15 protein-coding genes are annotated in these 15873 nt (G+C 67.2%); 11 read left to right on the top strand and 4 right to left on the bottom strand.

Annotated elements, in window-relative coordinates; all coding sequences use genetic code 11:
* The 3 genes from QMZ25_RS13380 to cysS all read right to left on the bottom strand — a co-directional run.
* A partial coding sequence (locus tag QMZ25_RS13380; RefSeq protein ID WP_283219761.1) for an MFS transporter occupies positions 1–946 on the bottom strand: 946 nt, incomplete at its 3' end.
* Positions 943–1395 (bottom strand): SufE family protein, encoded by a 453-nt coding sequence (locus tag QMZ25_RS13375; RefSeq protein ID WP_053519686.1) that lies wholly within the window; start codon positions 1393–1395, stop codon positions 943–945. The genes QMZ25_RS13380 and QMZ25_RS13375, both read right to left, overlap by 4 nt.
* Positions 1396–1430: 35 nt before the next feature.
* Positions 1431–2807: a cysteine--tRNA ligase gene (gene cysS / locus QMZ25_RS13370; RefSeq protein WP_065181932.1), complete on the bottom strand. Its 1377-nt coding sequence runs from the start codon at positions 2805–2807 to the stop codon at positions 1431–1433.
* A gap of 187 nt (positions 2808–2994) precedes the next feature.
* Between cysS and QMZ25_RS13365 the strand changes: the two genes are divergently transcribed.
* The 11 genes from QMZ25_RS13365 (at position 2995) to QMZ25_RS13315 (ending at position 14299) form a co-directional block, all read left to right on the top strand.
* Complete coding sequence (locus tag QMZ25_RS13365; protein WP_193396139.1) at positions 2995–3564, top strand: hypothetical protein; 570 nt, start codon at positions 2995–2997, stop codon at positions 3562–3564.
* 319 nt (positions 3565–3883) lie between these two features.
* Entirely contained in the window at positions 3884–4894 is a 1011-nt protein-coding gene (locus tag QMZ25_RS13360; protein ID WP_053519689.1) for an N-acetylornithine carbamoyltransferase, read from the top strand.
* Between the two features lie 60 nt (positions 4895–4954).
* Positions 4955–6151 carry an argininosuccinate synthase gene (locus tag QMZ25_RS13355; protein WP_053519690.1) on the top strand — a complete coding sequence of 399 codons (1197 nt, stop codon included), beginning with the start codon at positions 4955–4957 and terminating at the stop codon, positions 6149–6151.
* 85 nt (positions 6152–6236) lie between these two features.
* On the top strand, positions 6237–7325 hold the full coding sequence (locus QMZ25_RS13350; protein WP_283219760.1) for an acetylornithine deacetylase: 1089 nt from the start codon (positions 6237–6239) through the stop codon (positions 7323–7325).
* Between the two features lie 75 nt (positions 7326–7400).
* The gene (locus QMZ25_RS13345) at positions 7401–8729 is read left to right on the top strand and encodes an acetylglutamate kinase (RefSeq protein ID WP_053519692.1); all 1329 of its coding nucleotides are present in this window, start codon (positions 7401–7403) and stop codon (positions 8727–8729) included.
* Positions 8730–8732: 3 nt separating this feature from the next.
* Positions 8733–9335 (top strand): GNAT family protein, encoded by a 603-nt coding sequence (locus QMZ25_RS13340; protein WP_283219759.1) that lies wholly within the window; start codon positions 8733–8735, stop codon positions 9333–9335.
* Positions 9332–10285 carry an N-acetyl-gamma-glutamyl-phosphate reductase gene (gene argC, locus QMZ25_RS13335; RefSeq protein ID WP_053519694.1) on the top strand — a complete coding sequence of 318 codons (954 nt, stop codon included), beginning with the start codon at positions 9332–9334 and terminating at the stop codon, positions 10283–10285. Before QMZ25_RS13340 ends, argC begins: the two co-directional genes overlap by 4 nt.
* A 19-nt stretch (positions 10286–10304) precedes the next feature.
* The gene (gene argH, locus QMZ25_RS13330; RefSeq protein WP_065181935.1) at positions 10305–11600 is read left to right on the top strand and encodes an argininosuccinate lyase; all 1296 of its coding nucleotides are present in this window, start codon (positions 10305–10307) and stop codon (positions 11598–11600) included.
* A complete protein-coding gene (locus QMZ25_RS13325; protein WP_053519696.1) occupies positions 11600–11863 on the top strand; it encodes a YciI family protein in 264 nt (87 codons plus the stop codon). Before argH ends, QMZ25_RS13325 begins: the two co-directional genes overlap by 1 nt.
* A gap of 10 nt (positions 11864–11873) precedes the next feature.
* Complete coding sequence (gene proB / locus QMZ25_RS13320; RefSeq protein WP_065175498.1) at positions 11874–13031, top strand: glutamate 5-kinase; 1158 nt, start codon at positions 11874–11876, stop codon at positions 13029–13031.
* On the top strand, positions 13028–14299 hold the full coding sequence (locus QMZ25_RS13315; RefSeq protein WP_283219758.1) for a glutamate-5-semialdehyde dehydrogenase: 1272 nt from the start codon (positions 13028–13030) through the stop codon (positions 14297–14299). The genes proB and QMZ25_RS13315 overlap by 4 nt, the downstream gene beginning before the upstream one ends.
* A 37-nt stretch (positions 14300–14336) precedes the next feature.
* On the opposite strand, the gene QMZ25_RS13310 is transcribed toward QMZ25_RS13315, so the two are convergent.
* A complete protein-coding gene (locus QMZ25_RS13310; protein ID WP_053519699.1) occupies positions 14337–15542 on the bottom strand; it encodes an MFS transporter in 1206 nt (401 codons plus the stop codon).
* Positions 15543–15873: the final 331 nt, after the last annotated feature.

Here is a 15873-nt window from a genome sequence, read left to right as displayed (position 1 = left end):
AGTGCTGCGACAGCCCGAAACCGATCACGCACAGCCCGAAGCCCGCGACCGCAGACAACAGCACCCGGCCGGCGTTGCGGTGCAGGGGGTGCCGGGCAAGCCACAGGCCCACGCCGATCGAGCCCAGAGCGGGCGCAGCGCGCAGGATGCCCAGCCCTTCGGGTCCATGGTGCAGGATCTCATGCAGGAAGGCGGGCAGCATTGCCACCACACCGCCCAGCAGCACCGAGAACATGTCCAGCGCCATCGCGCCGACCATGATGCGGTTGCCGACCACGAAGCGCGCACCTTCGGCGATGCTCTGGAAGATCGGTGCTGCGGGGCCGCTGTGCACCGGTTCCTCCACCTTCAGCGTGGCCAGGCAGGCCACTGCCACCAGCGCGAAGGCCGTCGCCACGCCATAGGACAGCCCCTTGCCTCCCAGGCCGACCAGTACGCCGCCCAGCGCCGGACCCACCACCATGCCGGCCTGGAACACCACGGCGCCCAGTCCCGCACCGCGCGCGAACTGCTCGCGCGCCAGCACGCGGGCGAACAATGCATTGTAGATCGGCGAAAGAAAGGCACGGACCATGCCGGTCAGTGCGATCGCCGCATAGATCGGCCATACGCCGTGGAACGGCAGCCAGCCCATGGCGACGCTGGTCAGTACCAGTGCGGTGGCGATCAGGCCGGAGCAGGCGACCATTCCCAGCTTGCGCCGCGGTAGATGGTCGACCAGATAGCCGGCGAACGGGGCCACGCAGAAGAACGGCAGCACTTCGGCCAGACCGATCAGGCCCAGCGAGAACGGATTGCGGGTAACTTCGTAGATGTGCCAGCCGACGGTGACGGCCACCACCTGGTAGGACAACATGGCGAAGATGCGGTAGGCCAGCAGCTTGGCGAAGCCCGGCCGGGCCAGCAGGCCCAGCGCCGTGTCTTCGGCCGGGGCGGTCCCGCTCACGGGTGTCCGCGCTGCAGCTGGGCCTGCGCCGTCTCGCGGATGAAGGCCAGCATCGCTGCGACGCCGTTGCTGCGGGTCGGCGAAAGATGGCGGGCCAGGCCGATGTCCTGGATGTAGCTCGGCTGCGTGTCCAGGATTTCCTGTGCCGAGCGCCCGGAATAGACACGCAGGGCCAGGAAGATCAGGCCGGAGACGATCGCCGAATCACTGATGGCGTGGAAGCGCAGCGACTGCGCATTGCCTTCCGGAACGATCCAGACCATCGACTGGCAGCCGAGCAGGCGGTGTTCTTCGGTCTTCCACTCTTCGGGGAAGGCCGGCAGCTTGCGGCCGAGGTCGATCAGGTACTGGTAGCGCTCGGACCAGTCGCCGAAGAAGCCGAATTCCTCGGCGATGGCGGCCTGGGCCTCGGCGGTGGTGGGTTCAAGCGGGAACGGGGAGTCGATCACTGCAATCTCTTCGGTGGGGGCGTGGCGGGCGCGGATCAGCCGCGCTTGCGCGACCAGCGCACGCCCTGCGGGGTGTCTTCCAGCACGATGCCTTCGGCGGCCAGCTGGTCGCGGATGGCGTCGGAGCGGGCGAAGTCACGCGCCTTCTTGGCGGCGGCGCGTTCATCGATGAGGCCCTGGATGCGCGCATCCTCGCCATCATCGTGGGCAACGGTGCCGAACCACTGCGCCGGGTCGGCCTGCAGCAGGCCCAGCGCCAGACCCGCACCGAGCAGCTCGCCTTTCAGGCGCGCCTGTTCGGCCGGCTCGATGGCGCGGCGTGCTTCGGCGGCGATGCGCGCCAGTTCGGCCAGTGCCTGCGGCGTGTTGAGGTCGTCATCCAGGGTTGCCTCGATCGTGGCCGGGATCACCGCCACGGCCGGAACCGCGGCGAGCTCGCGCAGGGTGCCGTAGAGGCGGTCCAGCGTGCGCACCGACTGTTCGATCAGCGCGTCGGACCAGTCCAGCGGCTGCCGGTAGTGGGCCGACAGCAGGGCCAGGCGCAGCGCTTCCGGCGGGTGCTGGCGCACCAGGTCGTGCACGCGTTCGATGTTGCCCAGCGACTTGCTCATCTTGGCACCGCCGAAATTGAGCATGCCGTTGTGCAGCCAGAAGCGGGCGAAGATCTTTCCGCCATGGGCGCATTCGCTCTGCGCGATTTCGTTCTCGTGGTGCGGGAACTGCAGGTCGACACCACCGGCATGGATGTCGATGGTCTCGCCCAGATGGGCGGCAGCCATCGCCGAGCATTCGATGTGCCAGCCGGGGCGGCCACGGCCCCACGGCGACGCCCAGCCCGGCAGGTCGTCGGTGGACGGCTTCCACAGCACGAAATCGCCTGGATCGCGCTTGTACGGCGCGACATCGACGCGGGCGCCGGCCAGCATTTCTTCCGGGTCGCGGCGGGAGAGCTTGCCGTAGCCATCGAAGCTGGCAACGGCGAACAGCACGTGGCCCTCGGCGGCATAGGCATGACCGTTGGCGATGAGCTGCTCGATCATGGTGATGATCTGCGGCATGTGCGCGGTCACTTCCGGTTCGATGTCCGGCGGCACCACGCCCAGCGCGGCCATGTCCTCGCGGTAGGCGGCGGCGAAACGGTCGGTGATGGTGCTGATCGGCACCCCCTGTTCGCGCGCGGCCGTGTTGATCTTGTCATCCACGTCGGTGATGTTGCGGGCGTAGCGCAGGGCGCCGAAACGCCGCCGCAGCAGGTCGGCCAGCACGCCGAACACCACCGGCCCACGGGCATTGCCGATGTGCACGTAGTTGTAGACCGTCGGGCCGCACACATACAGGGTCGGACAGGCCGGGTCGAGCGGAATGAACGGTTCGAGCTGGCGTGTCAGGTTGTTGTGCAGGCGCAGGGTCATGGGGGTGTGGCTGGGGGACAAGCCTGCGATTTTAGAACGTGTCGGCCCCCTTTGGGGCGACCGCCTGCCACCGGTGGACCCGGGGGCCACCCAGGTGGGGTGGGCAGGAGCGGCGCGGACGGGTAATGTTCAGCCCCTTGCGCTCGTCACTGCCTACACTATTGCCGTGTCCTTGCTCCCGTCGCCAATGAAATCCACCGCGTTGCTGACCCTGGCCTGGCTGTCGGCGTTGCCGGCCGTGGCTCTGGCACAGGAGGGGGAGCCCCGCAATCGGGTGGTGATCGTGGAGAACGTGAAGTTCGACTACGCCCAGGTGCTGAACGTCGAGCCGGTGTTCCAGACCCTGCGCGCGACCCGGACCGAGGAGCACTGCGAGCCGGTGTCGACCCGGACCCTGGCCCCGGTGAACGTCACCGGCGAGGAGCCGACGGAGGACAAGGGCCGGATCAGCCGCTTCTGGGACTCGGTGCGCTCGATGTTCAAGCGCAGCGACGAGGAGGCGGTGGACGAGACCGCAGCCGAGGCGCCCACCGCGCCCACCGGTCCCACCAACAACGGGCCGATGCTGACCCGCGACTGCCGGATCGTTCCCGTCGGGCGCGAGTTCCGTCGGCCCATCGCCTACGACGTGGATTACGTCTACAGGGGCACCAAGTACCGCTCGCGCCTGCCGGAAGACCCTGGCAACCGGCTCAAGGTCCGGGTCTCGATCACGCCCTGGGTCGGCCCGGAGCAGGGCACCGCCAGCAATCCCTGATTCTGGGACCCCGGCCCCTTGCGCCGGCGCCGGCCGCGTGCAAAGATGCCCGGCCATGAAGCTCACCGACTTCCAGCACGACAGCAGCGCAGCCCGACAGGCGTCGGGTATGACCTCGCGTGCCCGTCGACCGGAACCCCACATTCTCGCTGGGTAACCGGAGCTTTTTGCTGTTCGTCCGATAGAAACCCAGCCCGCCGGCTGGGTTTTTTCGTTTCCGCTTCCTGAAAGCTTCAACTGCAACGATTTCACCCCACCTTTGGTTTCCGCATTTCCCTTCCACCGCGTCGAACCTGACGCCGCCACGCAAGGAAAGATGATGTCCCCCAAGCACTTCCTGAACACCCAGGACTGGAGCCGCAGCGAGCTTGATGCGCTGCTGACCCAGGCAGCGCTGTTCAAGCGCAACAAGCTCGGCGACCAGCTCAAGGGCAAGTCGATCGCGCTGGTGTTCTTCAATCCGTCGATGCGCACCCGCACCAGCTTCGAGCTGGGCGCGTTCCAGCTGGGTGCGCACGCGGTGGTGCTGCAACCGGGCAAGGATGCGTGGCCGATCGAGTTCAACCTCGGTACGGTGATGGACGGCGATACCGAAGAACATATCGCCGAAGTGGCCAAGGTGCTGGGCCGCTACTGCGACATCATCGCCGTGCGCGCGTTCCCGAAGTTCGTGGACTGGGCCTATGACCGCCAGGACATCGTGCTCAACAGCTTCGCCAGGTATTCGCCGGTGCCGGTGATCAACATGGAGACCATCACCCACCCGTGCCAGGAACTGGCTCACGTGATGGCGCTGCAGGAGCACTTCGGCACCCAGGACCTGCGCGGCAAGAAGTACGTGCTGACCTGGACCTATCATCCCAAGCCGCTGAATACCGCCGTGGCCAACTCGGCGCTGACCATCGCCACCCGCATGGGCATGGACGTGACCCTGCTGTGCCCGACCGCCGACTACATTCTCGACGACCGCTACATGGGCTGGGCCGAGCAGAACGTGGCCGAGAGCGGCGGTTCGCTGAAGATCAGCCATGACATCGACAGCGCCTACGCCGGTGCCGATGTGGTCTACGCCAAGAGCTGGGGCGCGCTGCCGTTCTTCGGCAACTGGGAGCCGGAAAAGCCGATCCGCGACCAGTTCAAGCACTTCATCGTCGACGAACGCAAGATGGCACTGACCAACAACGGTGTCTTCAGCCACTGCCTGCCGCTGCGCCGCAACGTGAAGGCGACCGACGCGGTGATGGACTCGCCGCAGTGCATCGCCATCAACGAGGCCGAGAACCGCCTGCACGTACAGAAGGCGATCATGGCGGCGGTTGCCGGGCGCTGATTCTTTCCCATTCAAAAACCCCGCCGGGCATGGCCCGGCGCTACCAGGACATTACCCCCCATGAGCAACAAAGACGTCGTCCTCGCCTTCTCCGGTGGCCTCGATACCAGCTTCTGCGTGCCGTACCTGCAGGAGCGCGGCTACAACGTGCATACCGTGTTCGCCGACACCGGCGGCGTGGATGATGAAGAGCGTGATTTCATCGAGAAGCGTGCCGCCGAGCTGGGCGTGACCAGCCATGTCACCGTCAACGGTGGCCCGGCCATCTGGGAGGGCTTCGTCAAGCCGTTCGTGTGGGCGGGCGAGGGCTACCAGGGCCAGTACCCGCTGCTGGTCTCGGACCGCTACCTGATCGTCGATGCCGCGCTGAAGCGTGCCGCCGAGCTGGGCACCAACATCATCGCCCACGGCTGCACCGGCATGGGCAACGACCAGGTCCGCTTCGATCTGGCGGTGAAGGCGCTGGGCGACTACCAGATCATCGCGCCGATCCGCGAGATCCAGAAGGAGCACACCCAGACCCGCGCCTACGAACAGAAGTACCTGGAAGAGCGTGGTTTCGGCGTGCGCGCCAAGCAGCAGGCCTACACCATCAATGAGAACCTGCTGGGCGTGACCATGTCCGGTGGCGAGATCGACCGCTGGGAAGCTCCGGGCGAGGGCGCACGTGGCTGGTGCTCGCCGCGCAGTGAATGGCCGGAACAGGCGCTGACCGTCACCCTGAAGTTCGTCGAGGGCGAAGCGGTCGAGCTCGACGGCAAGGCATTGCCGGGCGACCAGATCCTGGCACAGCTCAACAAGCTGTTCGCTCCCTACGGCGTGGGCCGTGGCGTGTACACCGGCGACACCGTGATCGGCCTGAAGGGTCGCATCGTGTTCGAGGCCCCTGGCCTGGTTTCGCTGCTGGCCGCCCACCGCGCGCTGGAAGACGCGGTGTTGACCAAGCAGCAGAACCGCTTCAAGCCGGACGTGGCGCGCAAGTGGGTGGAGCTGGTCTACGAAGGCTTCTATCACGACCCGCTGAAGACCGACATCGAAGCGTTCCTGAAGTCCTCGCAGGCCAAGGTCAACGGCGAAGTGGTACTGGAGACCCGTGGTGGGCGCGTGGACGCGGTGGCGGTGAAGTCGCCGCATCTGCTCAACACCAAGGGCGCCACCTATGCGCAGTCGGCCGACTGGGGCGTGGAAGAGGCGGAAGGCTTCATCAAGCTGTTCGGCATGAGCTCCACGCTGTACGCGCAGGTCAATCGCGGTTGACCGCGATTGCGCTGGGGCGCTCCAGCAGAGGCGATACGGTAGCGCCGGGCCATGCCCGGCGGAATTTCACAGGAACTGTTGATTCATGCTTGAACAGACACTCGATCACCTGCAGGCCCTGGTGTCCTTCGACACCCGCAACCCACCGCGCGCGATCAGCACCGCCGGCATCTTCGATTACCTGCGCGCCAACCTGCCGGGTTTCACCGTTGAAGTGATCGATCACGGGGCCGGTGCGGTCAGCCTGTATGCCGTGCGCGGCACACCGAAGTACCTGTTCAACGTGCATCTGGACACGGTGCCGGATTCGCCACACTGGACTGCCGACCCGCACGTGATGCGCCGCCTGGACGATCGTGTGGTCGGCCTGGGCGTGTGTGACATCAAGGGCGCTGCGGCGGCGCTGGTGGCTGCGGCCAATGCCAGTGACGGCGACGCCGCGTTCCTGTTCTCCAGCGACGAGGAAGCAAACGATCCACGCTGCATCGCCGCGTTCCTGGCCCGTGGCATTGCCTATGACGCGGTGCTGGTGGCCGAGCCGACCATGAGCGAGGCCGTGCTCGCGCACCGTGGCATCAGCTCGGTGCTGATGCAGTTCGCCGGCCGTGCGGGCCATGCGTCCGGCAGGCAGGATGCCGCCGCCAGTGCGCTGCACCAGGCGATGCGCTGGGGCAATCGGGCCCTGGATCATGTGGATTCCCTTGCATCTGCACGCTTCGGTGGCCTGACCGGCCTGCGTTTCAACATGGGGCGCGTCGAAGGCGGGATCAAGGCCAACATGATCGCACCGGCAGCCGAAGTGCGTTTCGGCTTCCGCCCCTTGCCCTCGATGGACATCGATGCGCTGCTGGCGACCTTCGCGGGTCTTGCCGAACCGGAAGCCGCGCTGTTCACCGAAACCTTCCGTGGCCCCAGCCTCCCGGCCGGTGACATCGCCGAAGCCGAGAACCGCCGTCTGCTGGCGCGTGACGTGGCCGATGCGCTGGAGCTGCCGATCGGCAACGCGGTGGACTTCTGGACCGAGGCCTCGCTGTTCTCCGCGGCAGGCTATACCACGCTGGTGTTCGGCCCCGGCGACATTGCCCAGGCCCACACGGCCGATGAGTTCGTGACGCTGGAGCAGCTGCAACGCTATACCGACGCCGTGCACCGCATCATCGGCGCCGGCGCCTGATCAACCCCACAACGCCACCATGCCCCGGCATGGTGGAACTGCAACGCGGCGACCGCCGCCCGTGACGAAACCGAAATGTCTCCTGCCCTCCAGCCCCACCGCCAGACCCGTCAGACCATCGTGCGCCTGCTGTCCAGCATGGCCAGCGCGAAGGAGATCAGCCAGTACCTCAAGCGCTTCTCGCAGCTGGACGCCAAGCGCTTCGCCGTGGTCAAGGTCGGTGGCGCCGTGCTGCGCGACGATCTTGAAGCGCTGACCTCCTCGCTGTCCTTCCTGCAGGAAGTCGGGCTGACCCCGATCGTGCTGCACGGTGCCGGCCCTCAGCTGGACGCCGAGCTGTCCGCTGCTGGCATCGAGAAGCAGACCGTCAACGGCCTGCGCGTGACCTCGCCGGAAGCACTGGCGATCGTGCGCCGGGTGTTCCAGCAATCCAACCTGCGCCTGGTCGAAGCCCTGCAGCAGAATGGAGCGCGTGCCACCTCGATCACCGGTGGCGTGTTCGAGGCCGAGTACCTGGACGTGGACACCTACGGCCTGGTCGGTGAAGTGAAGAAGGTCAACCTGGCGCCGATCGAAGCCAGCCTGCGCGCCGGATCGATCCCGGTCATCACCAGCCTGGGTGAGACCGCCGGCGGACAGATCCTGAACGTCAATGCCGACTTTGCCGCCAACGAACTGGTGCAGGAACTGCAGCCGTACAAGATCATCTTCCTGACCGGTACCGGTGGCCTGCTGGACGAGGCGGGCAACGTCATCGATTCGATCAACCTGTCCACCGAGTACGACCACCTGATCGCACAGCCGTGGATCCACGGCGGCATGAAGGTCAAGATCGAACAGATCAAGGATCTGCTCGATCGCTTGCCGCTGGAATCGTCGGTGTCGATCACCCGCCCGGCCGATCTGGCCAAGGAACTGTTCACCCACAAGGGCTCAGGCACGCTGGTGCGCAAGGGCGAGAAGGTGCTGCGTGCGGCCACGTGGGACGAGTTGGATCTGCCACGCCTGAAGGGCCTGATCGAATCCAGCTTCGGCCGCACCCTGGTGCCGGACTACTTCCAGAAGACCAGGCTGCTGCGCGCGTACGTCAGCGAGAACTATCGGACGGCCGTCATCCTGACCAACGAGGCCGAAGGTGTCTATCTGGACAAGTTCGCCGTGCTCGATGATGCGCAGGGCGAGGGCCTGGGGCGTGCGGTCTGGAACGTGATGCTGGAGGAAACGCCTCAGCTGTTCTGGCGCTCGCGTCACGGCAATCCGATCAATCACTTCTACTACGCCGAATCCGACGGCTGCTACAAGCAGGACCAGTGGAAGGTGTTCTGGTTCGGTGCCGATGGCATCGACCGCATCCGCACCTATGTCGATCACTGCGCTGCACGCGCACCGAGCCTGCAGGGCTGAACGATGACCGTCACCGACACCTGGGCGACGGTGCCGACCCTGCGCGGCCAGCATGTGACGCTGCAGCCCTTGCAGCAGGGACACGTGGACGGCCTGCGTGCCGCGCTGGAGGGCAGCGGACTGGACCGGCTCTGGTACACCCAGGTGCCGGCGCCGGCACAGGCAGGCGCCTACGTACAGGCCGCACTGCAGGCGCAGGCGGAGGGCAGGGTGCTGCCCTTCGTCATCCGTGATGCCGCTGGCGACATCGTCGGCAGCACCCGCTTGTATGACCTGGATGCCGCCGTGCCCAGGCTCAGTCTCGGTTATACCTGGTATGCACCGCGCGCGCAGCGTACCGGTGCCAATACCGAGGCCAAGCTGTTGCTGCTGCAGCATGCCTTCGAAGTCATGGGCTGCATCAGCGTGGTGCTGGAAACCAGCTGGTTCAACACCACCTCGCGCACCGCCATCGCCCGCCTGGGGGCCAAGCAGGATGGCGTGCTGCGCAACCACAAACGGCATGCCGACGGCACGCCGCGCGACACCGTCATCTTTTCCATCATCGATGCGGAATGGCAGGGCGTGAAGCGCCACCTGCAGTACCGTCTGGACAGCCACGCATGAACGATTCGATTTTCTCCCTGGGCATCATCGGTGCCCGCGGCCATACCGGTGCCGAACTGATCAAGCTCGTTGCCGCGCATCCGCGCCTGCGCCTGGCGTTCGTATCCTCGCGCGAACGTGCAGGGCAGCGCCTGTCTGACCATCACCCGGAAGTGCAGGGTGATCTGCGCTACGAGAACCTCGACGCCGACGCGGTGGCGGCCAAGGGCGTGGACGCGGTGATCCTGGCGCTGCCCAATGGCCTGGCCGCACCGTTCGTGGCCGCGCTTGAAAGCGCCCGGCCCGATACGGTGATCGTGGACCTGTCGGCCGATTACCGCTTCGATCACAGCTGGTACTACGGTCTGCCGGAGCTGACCCGCGGTCGCTACACCGGGCAGAAGCACATCAGCAATCCTGGCTGCTACGCCACCGCGATGCAGCTGGCGATCCATCCGCTGCTGGACCTGCTGGCCGGGCCCCCGCAGTGCTTCGGCGTGTCCGGCTACTCCGGTGCGGGCACCACGCCCTCCGACAAGAACAACGTCGAACTGCTGGCCGACAACCTGATGCCGTACGCGCTGACCAACCACGTGCACGAGCGCGAGGTGTCGGTGCAGCTGGGGGTGGCAGTGGAGTTCATGCCGCATGTGGCGCCCCATTTCCGCGGCATCACCCTGACCGCCAATCTGTGGTTGAACCGCGCACAGACGCGCGAGCAGATCGTCGAGCGTTTCCAGCAGGCCTATGCCGGCGAAGCACTCATCGAGGTGGTGGATGACGCGCCGTGGGTCAGCCGCATCGCCGGCCGCCACGGTGCCCAGATCGGTGGCTTCACCCTGGCCCCGGGTGGCAAGCGGGTAGTGGTGGTGGCGACCCTGGACAACCTGCTGAAGGGCGCGGCCACCCAGGCCATGCAGAATCTCAACCTTGCGCTGGGCATCGACGAACTGACGTCGATCCCGCACTGAACCCGCATCCGGAGCCCCCATGGCAGACCTTCTTTGGCAGAAACCCGGCGTCGCTGTCGACGCCCAGATCCAGACCTTCCTCGCCGGCGATGACGTAATCCTCGACCGTGAGTTCTTCCTGCATGACATCGCGGCCAGCGCCGCGCATGCACAGGGCCTGCAGCACATCGGCATCCTCGCCGCCAGCGAGCTGGAGGGCCTGCTGCGCGAGCTGGAGGTGCTGGCAGACGACTTCCGCGCAGGCCGTTTCGTGCTGGATACGCGCTATGAAGACGGTCACTCGGCGATCGAAGCGCGCCTGACCGAGCGGTTGGGTGATGCCGGCCGCAAGATCCACACCGGTCGCAGCCGGAATGACCAGATCCTGGTCGCCACGCGCCTGTGGCTGAAGGAAAAGCTGCAGCGCGTCGCCCAGCTCAGCGCCGAGGTGGCCAAGGTCGCGCTCGACCGCGCTCAGGCGGAAAAGGACCTGCCGGTGCCGGGCTATACGCACATCCAGCGAGCCGTCGTGTCCTCGGCGGGCATGTGGTGGGCCGGCTGGGCGGAAGCCTTCATCGACAATGCCATCCGTGCACGTGACACCCATGCGCTGGTCGATGCCAACCCGCTGGGTACCGCCGCCGGGTATGGCGTGAACCTGCCGCTGGACCGTGAACACACCACGGCTGCGCTCGGTTTCGCGCGCATGCAGGTATCACCGATCTATGCACAGCTGTCGCGCGGCAAGTTCGAGCTGGCCGCCCTGGAGGCGCTGGGTGGCGCTACCCTGGACCTGCGTCGCATCGCCTGGGACCTGTCGCTGTTCACCAGCGCCGAATTCGGCTTCGTCGCACTGCCGGCGCAGTACACCACCGGCAGCTCGATCATGCCGAACAAGCGCAACCCCGATGTGATCGAACTGATGCGTGCCACCCACGCCAGCGTTGCTGCGGCGCGCACCGAAATCGAACAGCTGCTGTCGCTGCCGTCCGGCTACCATCGTGATCTGCAGTCGTCCAAGGGGGCCATCTTCCACGGCTTCGGTCGCGGCCTGGCCGCGCTGGAACTGCTGCCGGCGCTGCTGGCCAACCTGGAATGGCGCGAGGACAGGCTGCGCGCGGCGATCGACTCCGGCATGTATGCCACCGACGTCGCGGTCGAGGCCGCCGTGGCCGGCGTGCCGTTCCGCGACGCCTACAAGGCCGCCGCGGCAGGTGCCGACAGCGCAGGGCAGGGACGCACGCCGGAGGGCAGCCTGGCCGCGCGTGTCTCGCCGGGTTCGGCATCGGACCTGCGCCTGGATGAGCTGCGCGCGCGCTGGCAGGCGCTGTCCTGATGGCGGGCACCGTCTATCTGGTCCTGGCCATGCGCCGGCCCGGCTTCAGTGCCACCGCTGTGCAGCCGCATCTGGATTTCCTCGATGGACTGCGTGCGCAGGGCCAACTGCAGCTCACCGGTGGTTTCGCCGACGGCAGCGGCGGTGCCTACGTGCTGTGCAACGTGGAGAGCCTCGCACAGGCGCAGGCTATCGTCGCCACGGATCCGCTGGTGACGATGCAGGCCTCCGAGCTGACCGTGCACGAATGGAATACCCGCTGAGAGCCCGGCCATGACCCCGCACGCCGCCCCCGTCGCTTCGCCGTTTCCCGAACAGGCGCTGCCGCCATGGCGACGTGCCGTCCTGAAGGTGGGCAGCAGCCTGCTCGCTGCCGATGGAGGCGGCCTGTCACCACGCCATGCGCTGGGCCTGGCCCAGTTCGTCTCGGCCAATGTGCTGGCCGGCCGCGAAGTGGTGATCGTCTCGTCCGGCGCGGTCGCCGCCGGCCGCGCGATCCTGCCGCGTGCCGATGCGCCGGGCGCTGCGATGGCTGCGCGGCAGGCACTGGCTGCGCTTGGCCAGGCGCAGCTGATCGGCCTGTGGCAACGCTTCTTCGAGCGCCCGGTCGCGCAGGTGCTGCTGACCCACGACGACCTGCGCAACCGCCGCCGCTACCTCAACGCCCGCGCCACCCTCACCGAACTGCTGCGGCTGGGTGCGCTGCCGGTGGTGAACGAGAACGACACCGTCTCGGTGGATGAACTCAAGCTCGGCGACAACGACAACCTGGCCGCGACCGTGGCGGCGCTGGTCGATGCCGACGCATTGTTCATCGCCACCGACATCGATGGCCTGTACAGCGCCGATCCGCGCACCGTGGCCGACGCACGGCCGCTGCACGATGTGCTGGAACTGGGCCCGGACGTGCTGGCGATGGCCGGCGGCGCCGGCTCGCGCGCGGGCACCGGGGGCATGCGTACCAAGCTGGAGGCCGCAGCCAAGGCCGGCCGGCTGGGTATCGAAACCTATCTGTTCAACGGCCGCAGCGGCGAGGTGGTGCGCGCGCTGGCGCAGGATCGCCTGTTCGGCACCCGGATCCATGCCGCACGCAGCCGTGAAGCGGCGCGCAAGCACTGGCTGCGCCATGCCCCCCTGGCCGATGGCGCGATCGTGATCGACGCGGGCGCGGCGCAGGCGATGCGCGAGAAGGGCGCCTCGCTGCTGCCCGGTGGCATCACCGGTGCCGACGGTGATTTCCGCCGGGGCGACATGGTGCAGGTGTGCTGGAACACCGCCGAAGGGCGGGTCTGCGTTGCCCGTGGTGTCAGCCAGTACGCGGCTGACGACGTGCGCCGCATCGCTGGCCGCCATTCGCGCGACATCCAGGCCGTACTGGGCTACAACTATGGGGGCAGCGTCGTCCATCGTGACGATCTGGTGCTGCCATGACCGGACCGCAGGACACCTCGATGAGTGACATCCAAGCACAGGCACGCGCCTGCCGTGACGCGGCCCAGGCGGTTGCAGGCCTCGACAGCGAAGCGCGGCGCGCGCTGCTGCAGGCCATGGCACAGGCACTGGAAGTGAATGCCGGCCAGATCCTGGCCGGCAATGCGCGCGACCTGGCCGCCGCGCGCGACAAGGGCGTCGGCAGTGCCATGCTGGACCGGCTGGCACTGGACCCGCCGCGTCTGCTGGCGATGGCCGACGCGGTGCGTGAGGTTGCCGCGTTGCCCGATCCGGTCGGGCAGGTGACCCGCAACGACGTCCGCCCCAATGGCATCCGCGTGCAGAAGGTGCGGGTGCCGCTGGGCGTGATCGCGATGATCTACGAGGCGCGCCCGAACGTGACCGCCGAAGCGGCCGCACTGTGCCTGAAGGCAGGCAACGGCGTGATCCTGCGTGGGGGCTCCGAGGCGATCCATTCCAATACCGCCATTGCCCAGGCATTGGCCGGTGCGTTGCAGGCCAACGGTGTTCCCCCCGCAGCGGTGACTGTACTGACCGACCTGCGGCGTGAGGCGATGCTGGAGCTGCTGCAGCTGCACGAGCTGATCGACCTGGCGATTCCGCGGGGCGGCGAAGGCCTGATCCGCTTTGTCGCCGAACACGCGCGCGTACCGGTGATCAAGCACTACAAGGGCGTCTGCCATCTGTTCGTGGATGCCAGCGCCGATCTCGACCAGGCCATCGGCCTGCTGGTCGATGGCAAGTGCAGCCGGCCGGCCGCATGCAATTCACTGGAGACGCTGCTGGTGCATCGGCGCGTGGCGGCGGAGTTCCTGCCACGCGTGGCGCAGTCGCTTGGCGAACGGGGCGTACAACTGCGCGCGGATGCCCACGCGCGTCCGTTGCTGCCGGGCAGCACCGAGGCGACCGACGAGGACTACGCAGCCGAATTCCTCGATCTGGTGTTGGCCGTGCGCGTCGTCGATGATCTCGATGCGGCAATCGCGCATATCCGCCGCTATACCTCCGATCACACCGAAGTGATCGCGACCACCGATGCCGTCAATGCCGAGCGGTTCGTCAATGCGCTGCGCTCGGCGGTGGTGATGGTCAACGCGTCCTCGCGCTTTTCGGACGGCGGCCAGCTTGGGCTGGGCAGCGAGATCGGCATCTCCACCACGCGCCTGCATGCCTATGGTCCGATGGGGCTGGAGGCACTGACGGTCGAGCGCTTCGTGGTCCGCGGCGAGGGTCAGACGCGGGTCTGACCCGGCAGCCGCCAGGCCTGCGCCGGCGGCGAGCCGTTTACCAGAGGTCTTCCAGCTTTCGCGGCTTGCAGGCCACCCACGATGCGCACAGCATCAGCGTGGCGCAGCCGAACAGGAAGCCGAACGGCAGCGTCCAGCCGTTGCTGACGGTATGCAGCCAACCGACCAGGAACGGACCCAGGCAGCTGAAGCTGTAACCCACGCCCTGCATGAAGCCGGACAGCGCGGCGGAACCGGTCGGGGTACGCGTGCGCAGGTTGATCAGGGTCAGCGCCAGCGGGAAGGTCGAGGGGCCCACGCCGAGCAGGCAGGCCCACAGCAGCGGCGCCTTCATGGGGGCCAGCAGCAGGCCGGCAAAGGCGATCACGAATGACGAATAGCCGATCAGGACCAGCGGGAACGGATTCTGCAGGCGCACCGCCATCGACGGAATGACCAGCGACGGCAACAGGCCCAGCGCCGAGAACACCGCCACCATCACCCCACCGAACGCAGGTGTGGCGCCGGCTTCGACCACGATGCGCGGCAGCCAGGTGAACATCGAATAGGTCATCAGCGATGTCATGCCGAACATCAGCGTCATGCTCCAGCCCAACGAGGTGCGCCAGACCTTGCCGTGAGGCTGCGCGGTGGGATCGGCAGCGTCGGCCTGCGGCTTCGGCGCGCGCCTGGCCAGTACCAGCCACGGCAGCGCGGCGGCCAATGCCAGCAATGCCCACATGCCCAGCGATACGCGCCAGCCGGCCGCGCTGGCCACCGGCACCGCCAGCAGTGCCGGCAGCATGGTGCCCAGCTGCAGCACGCTGATGTAGAGCGTGCTCATGGTGCCGACCTTGTTGGCGAAATAGCGCTTCACCAGCGGCGGCACCACCACGTTGCCGATGCCCATTCCAGCCAGCGCGACGACCGCGCCCAGCAGCAGGGTGCCGACGTTGCCGGCGCTGGAGCGCAGCAGCAGGCCTGCCGTGGCCAGGATCATCGCCAGCAGGGTGGTGCGCTCCAGGCCCAGGCGCCGGGCCACGGCCGGCGTGGCCACGCCGAACAGCGCGAACGAGGCGGTCGGCAGCATGCCCAGTACGCCGGTCATGGTGGTGCCGAATCCGAACTGCTGGCCCAGTACGTCCAGCAGCGGGGTGATCGAGGTGACGGCAGTGCGCAGGTTGACCGCCGCCAGCAGGATGGCGGCGAATGCCAGAACGCGGCCGTGCAGCAGCGACGGCGATTCGGATGAGGAGGAGCTCATGGTGGTCCTTGCAGGTGTCGCACGCCGCCACAGTGGCGTGCAGCGCCGGCATCGGTCTACGCCGACGCGGCAGGTGGGGGAGTGGACATCATTGTACGTGGCTGGCGAGGCGAGGTCCCGTCGGCGCAATCTGTCGCTATCGGCACCTTCCGGCGCGCTGCGGCGCGCCTCTCCGGCGTTGCGTCCGGCGGGTCGCTGGACGGCAGACACAAAAAAACCCGGAGGACGATGGCGTCTTCCAGGCTTCTTGGTGACCACCGGAGTGGTCGGGGAGACAGGATTCGAACCTGCGACCTCTACGTCCCGAACGTAGCGCTCTACCAGACTGAGC

This window comes from Stenotrophomonas sp. RS-48, from assembly GCF_030053245.1.
Taxonomy (GTDB): Bacteria; Pseudomonadota; Gammaproteobacteria; order Xanthomonadales; family Xanthomonadaceae; genus Stenotrophomonas; species Stenotrophomonas maltophilia_P.
This window is presented reverse-complemented; position numbering and strand designations above follow the sequence as displayed.

Bases quoted from the DNA above. Each gene is read 5' to 3' on its own strand.
- cysS (WP_065181932.1), bottom strand. From the start codon at position 2,807: ATGACCCTGCGCCTGCACAACAACCTGACACGCCAGCTCGAACCGTTC.
- QMZ25_RS13365 (WP_193396139.1), top strand. From the start codon at position 2,995: ATGAAATCCACCGCGTTGCTGACCCTGGCCTGGCTGTCGGCGTTGCCG.
- QMZ25_RS13360 (WP_053519689.1), top strand. From the start codon at position 3,884: ATGTCCCCCAAGCACTTCCTGAACACCCAGGACTGGAGCCGCAGCGAG.
- QMZ25_RS13355 (WP_053519690.1), top strand. From the start codon at position 4,955: ATGAGCAACAAAGACGTCGTCCTCGCCTTCTCCGGTGGCCTCGATACC.
- QMZ25_RS13350 (WP_283219760.1), top strand. From the start codon at position 6,237: ATGCTTGAACAGACACTCGATCACCTGCAGGCCCTGGTGTCCTTCGAC.
- QMZ25_RS13345 (WP_053519692.1), top strand. From the start codon at position 7,401: ATGTCTCCTGCCCTCCAGCCCCACCGCCAGACCCGTCAGACCATCGTG.
- QMZ25_RS13340 (WP_283219759.1), top strand. From the start codon at position 8,733: ATGACCGTCACCGACACCTGGGCGACGGTGCCGACCCTGCGCGGCCAG.
- argC (WP_053519694.1), top strand. From the start codon at position 9,332: ATGAACGATTCGATTTTCTCCCTGGGCATCATCGGTGCCCGCGGCCAT.
- argH (WP_065181935.1), top strand. From the start codon at position 10,305: ATGGCAGACCTTCTTTGGCAGAAACCCGGCGTCGCTGTCGACGCCCAG.
- QMZ25_RS13325 (WP_053519696.1), top strand. From the start codon at position 11,600: ATGGCGGGCACCGTCTATCTGGTCCTGGCCATGCGCCGGCCCGGCTTC.
- proB (WP_065175498.1), top strand. From the start codon at position 11,874: ATGACCCCGCACGCCGCCCCCGTCGCTTCGCCGTTTCCCGAACAGGCG.
- QMZ25_RS13315 (WP_283219758.1), top strand. From the start codon at position 13,028: ATGACCGGACCGCAGGACACCTCGATGAGTGACATCCAAGCACAGGCA.
- QMZ25_RS13310 (WP_053519699.1), bottom strand. From the start codon at position 15,542: ATGAGCTCCTCCTCATCCGAATCGCCGTCGCTGCTGCACGGCCGCGTT.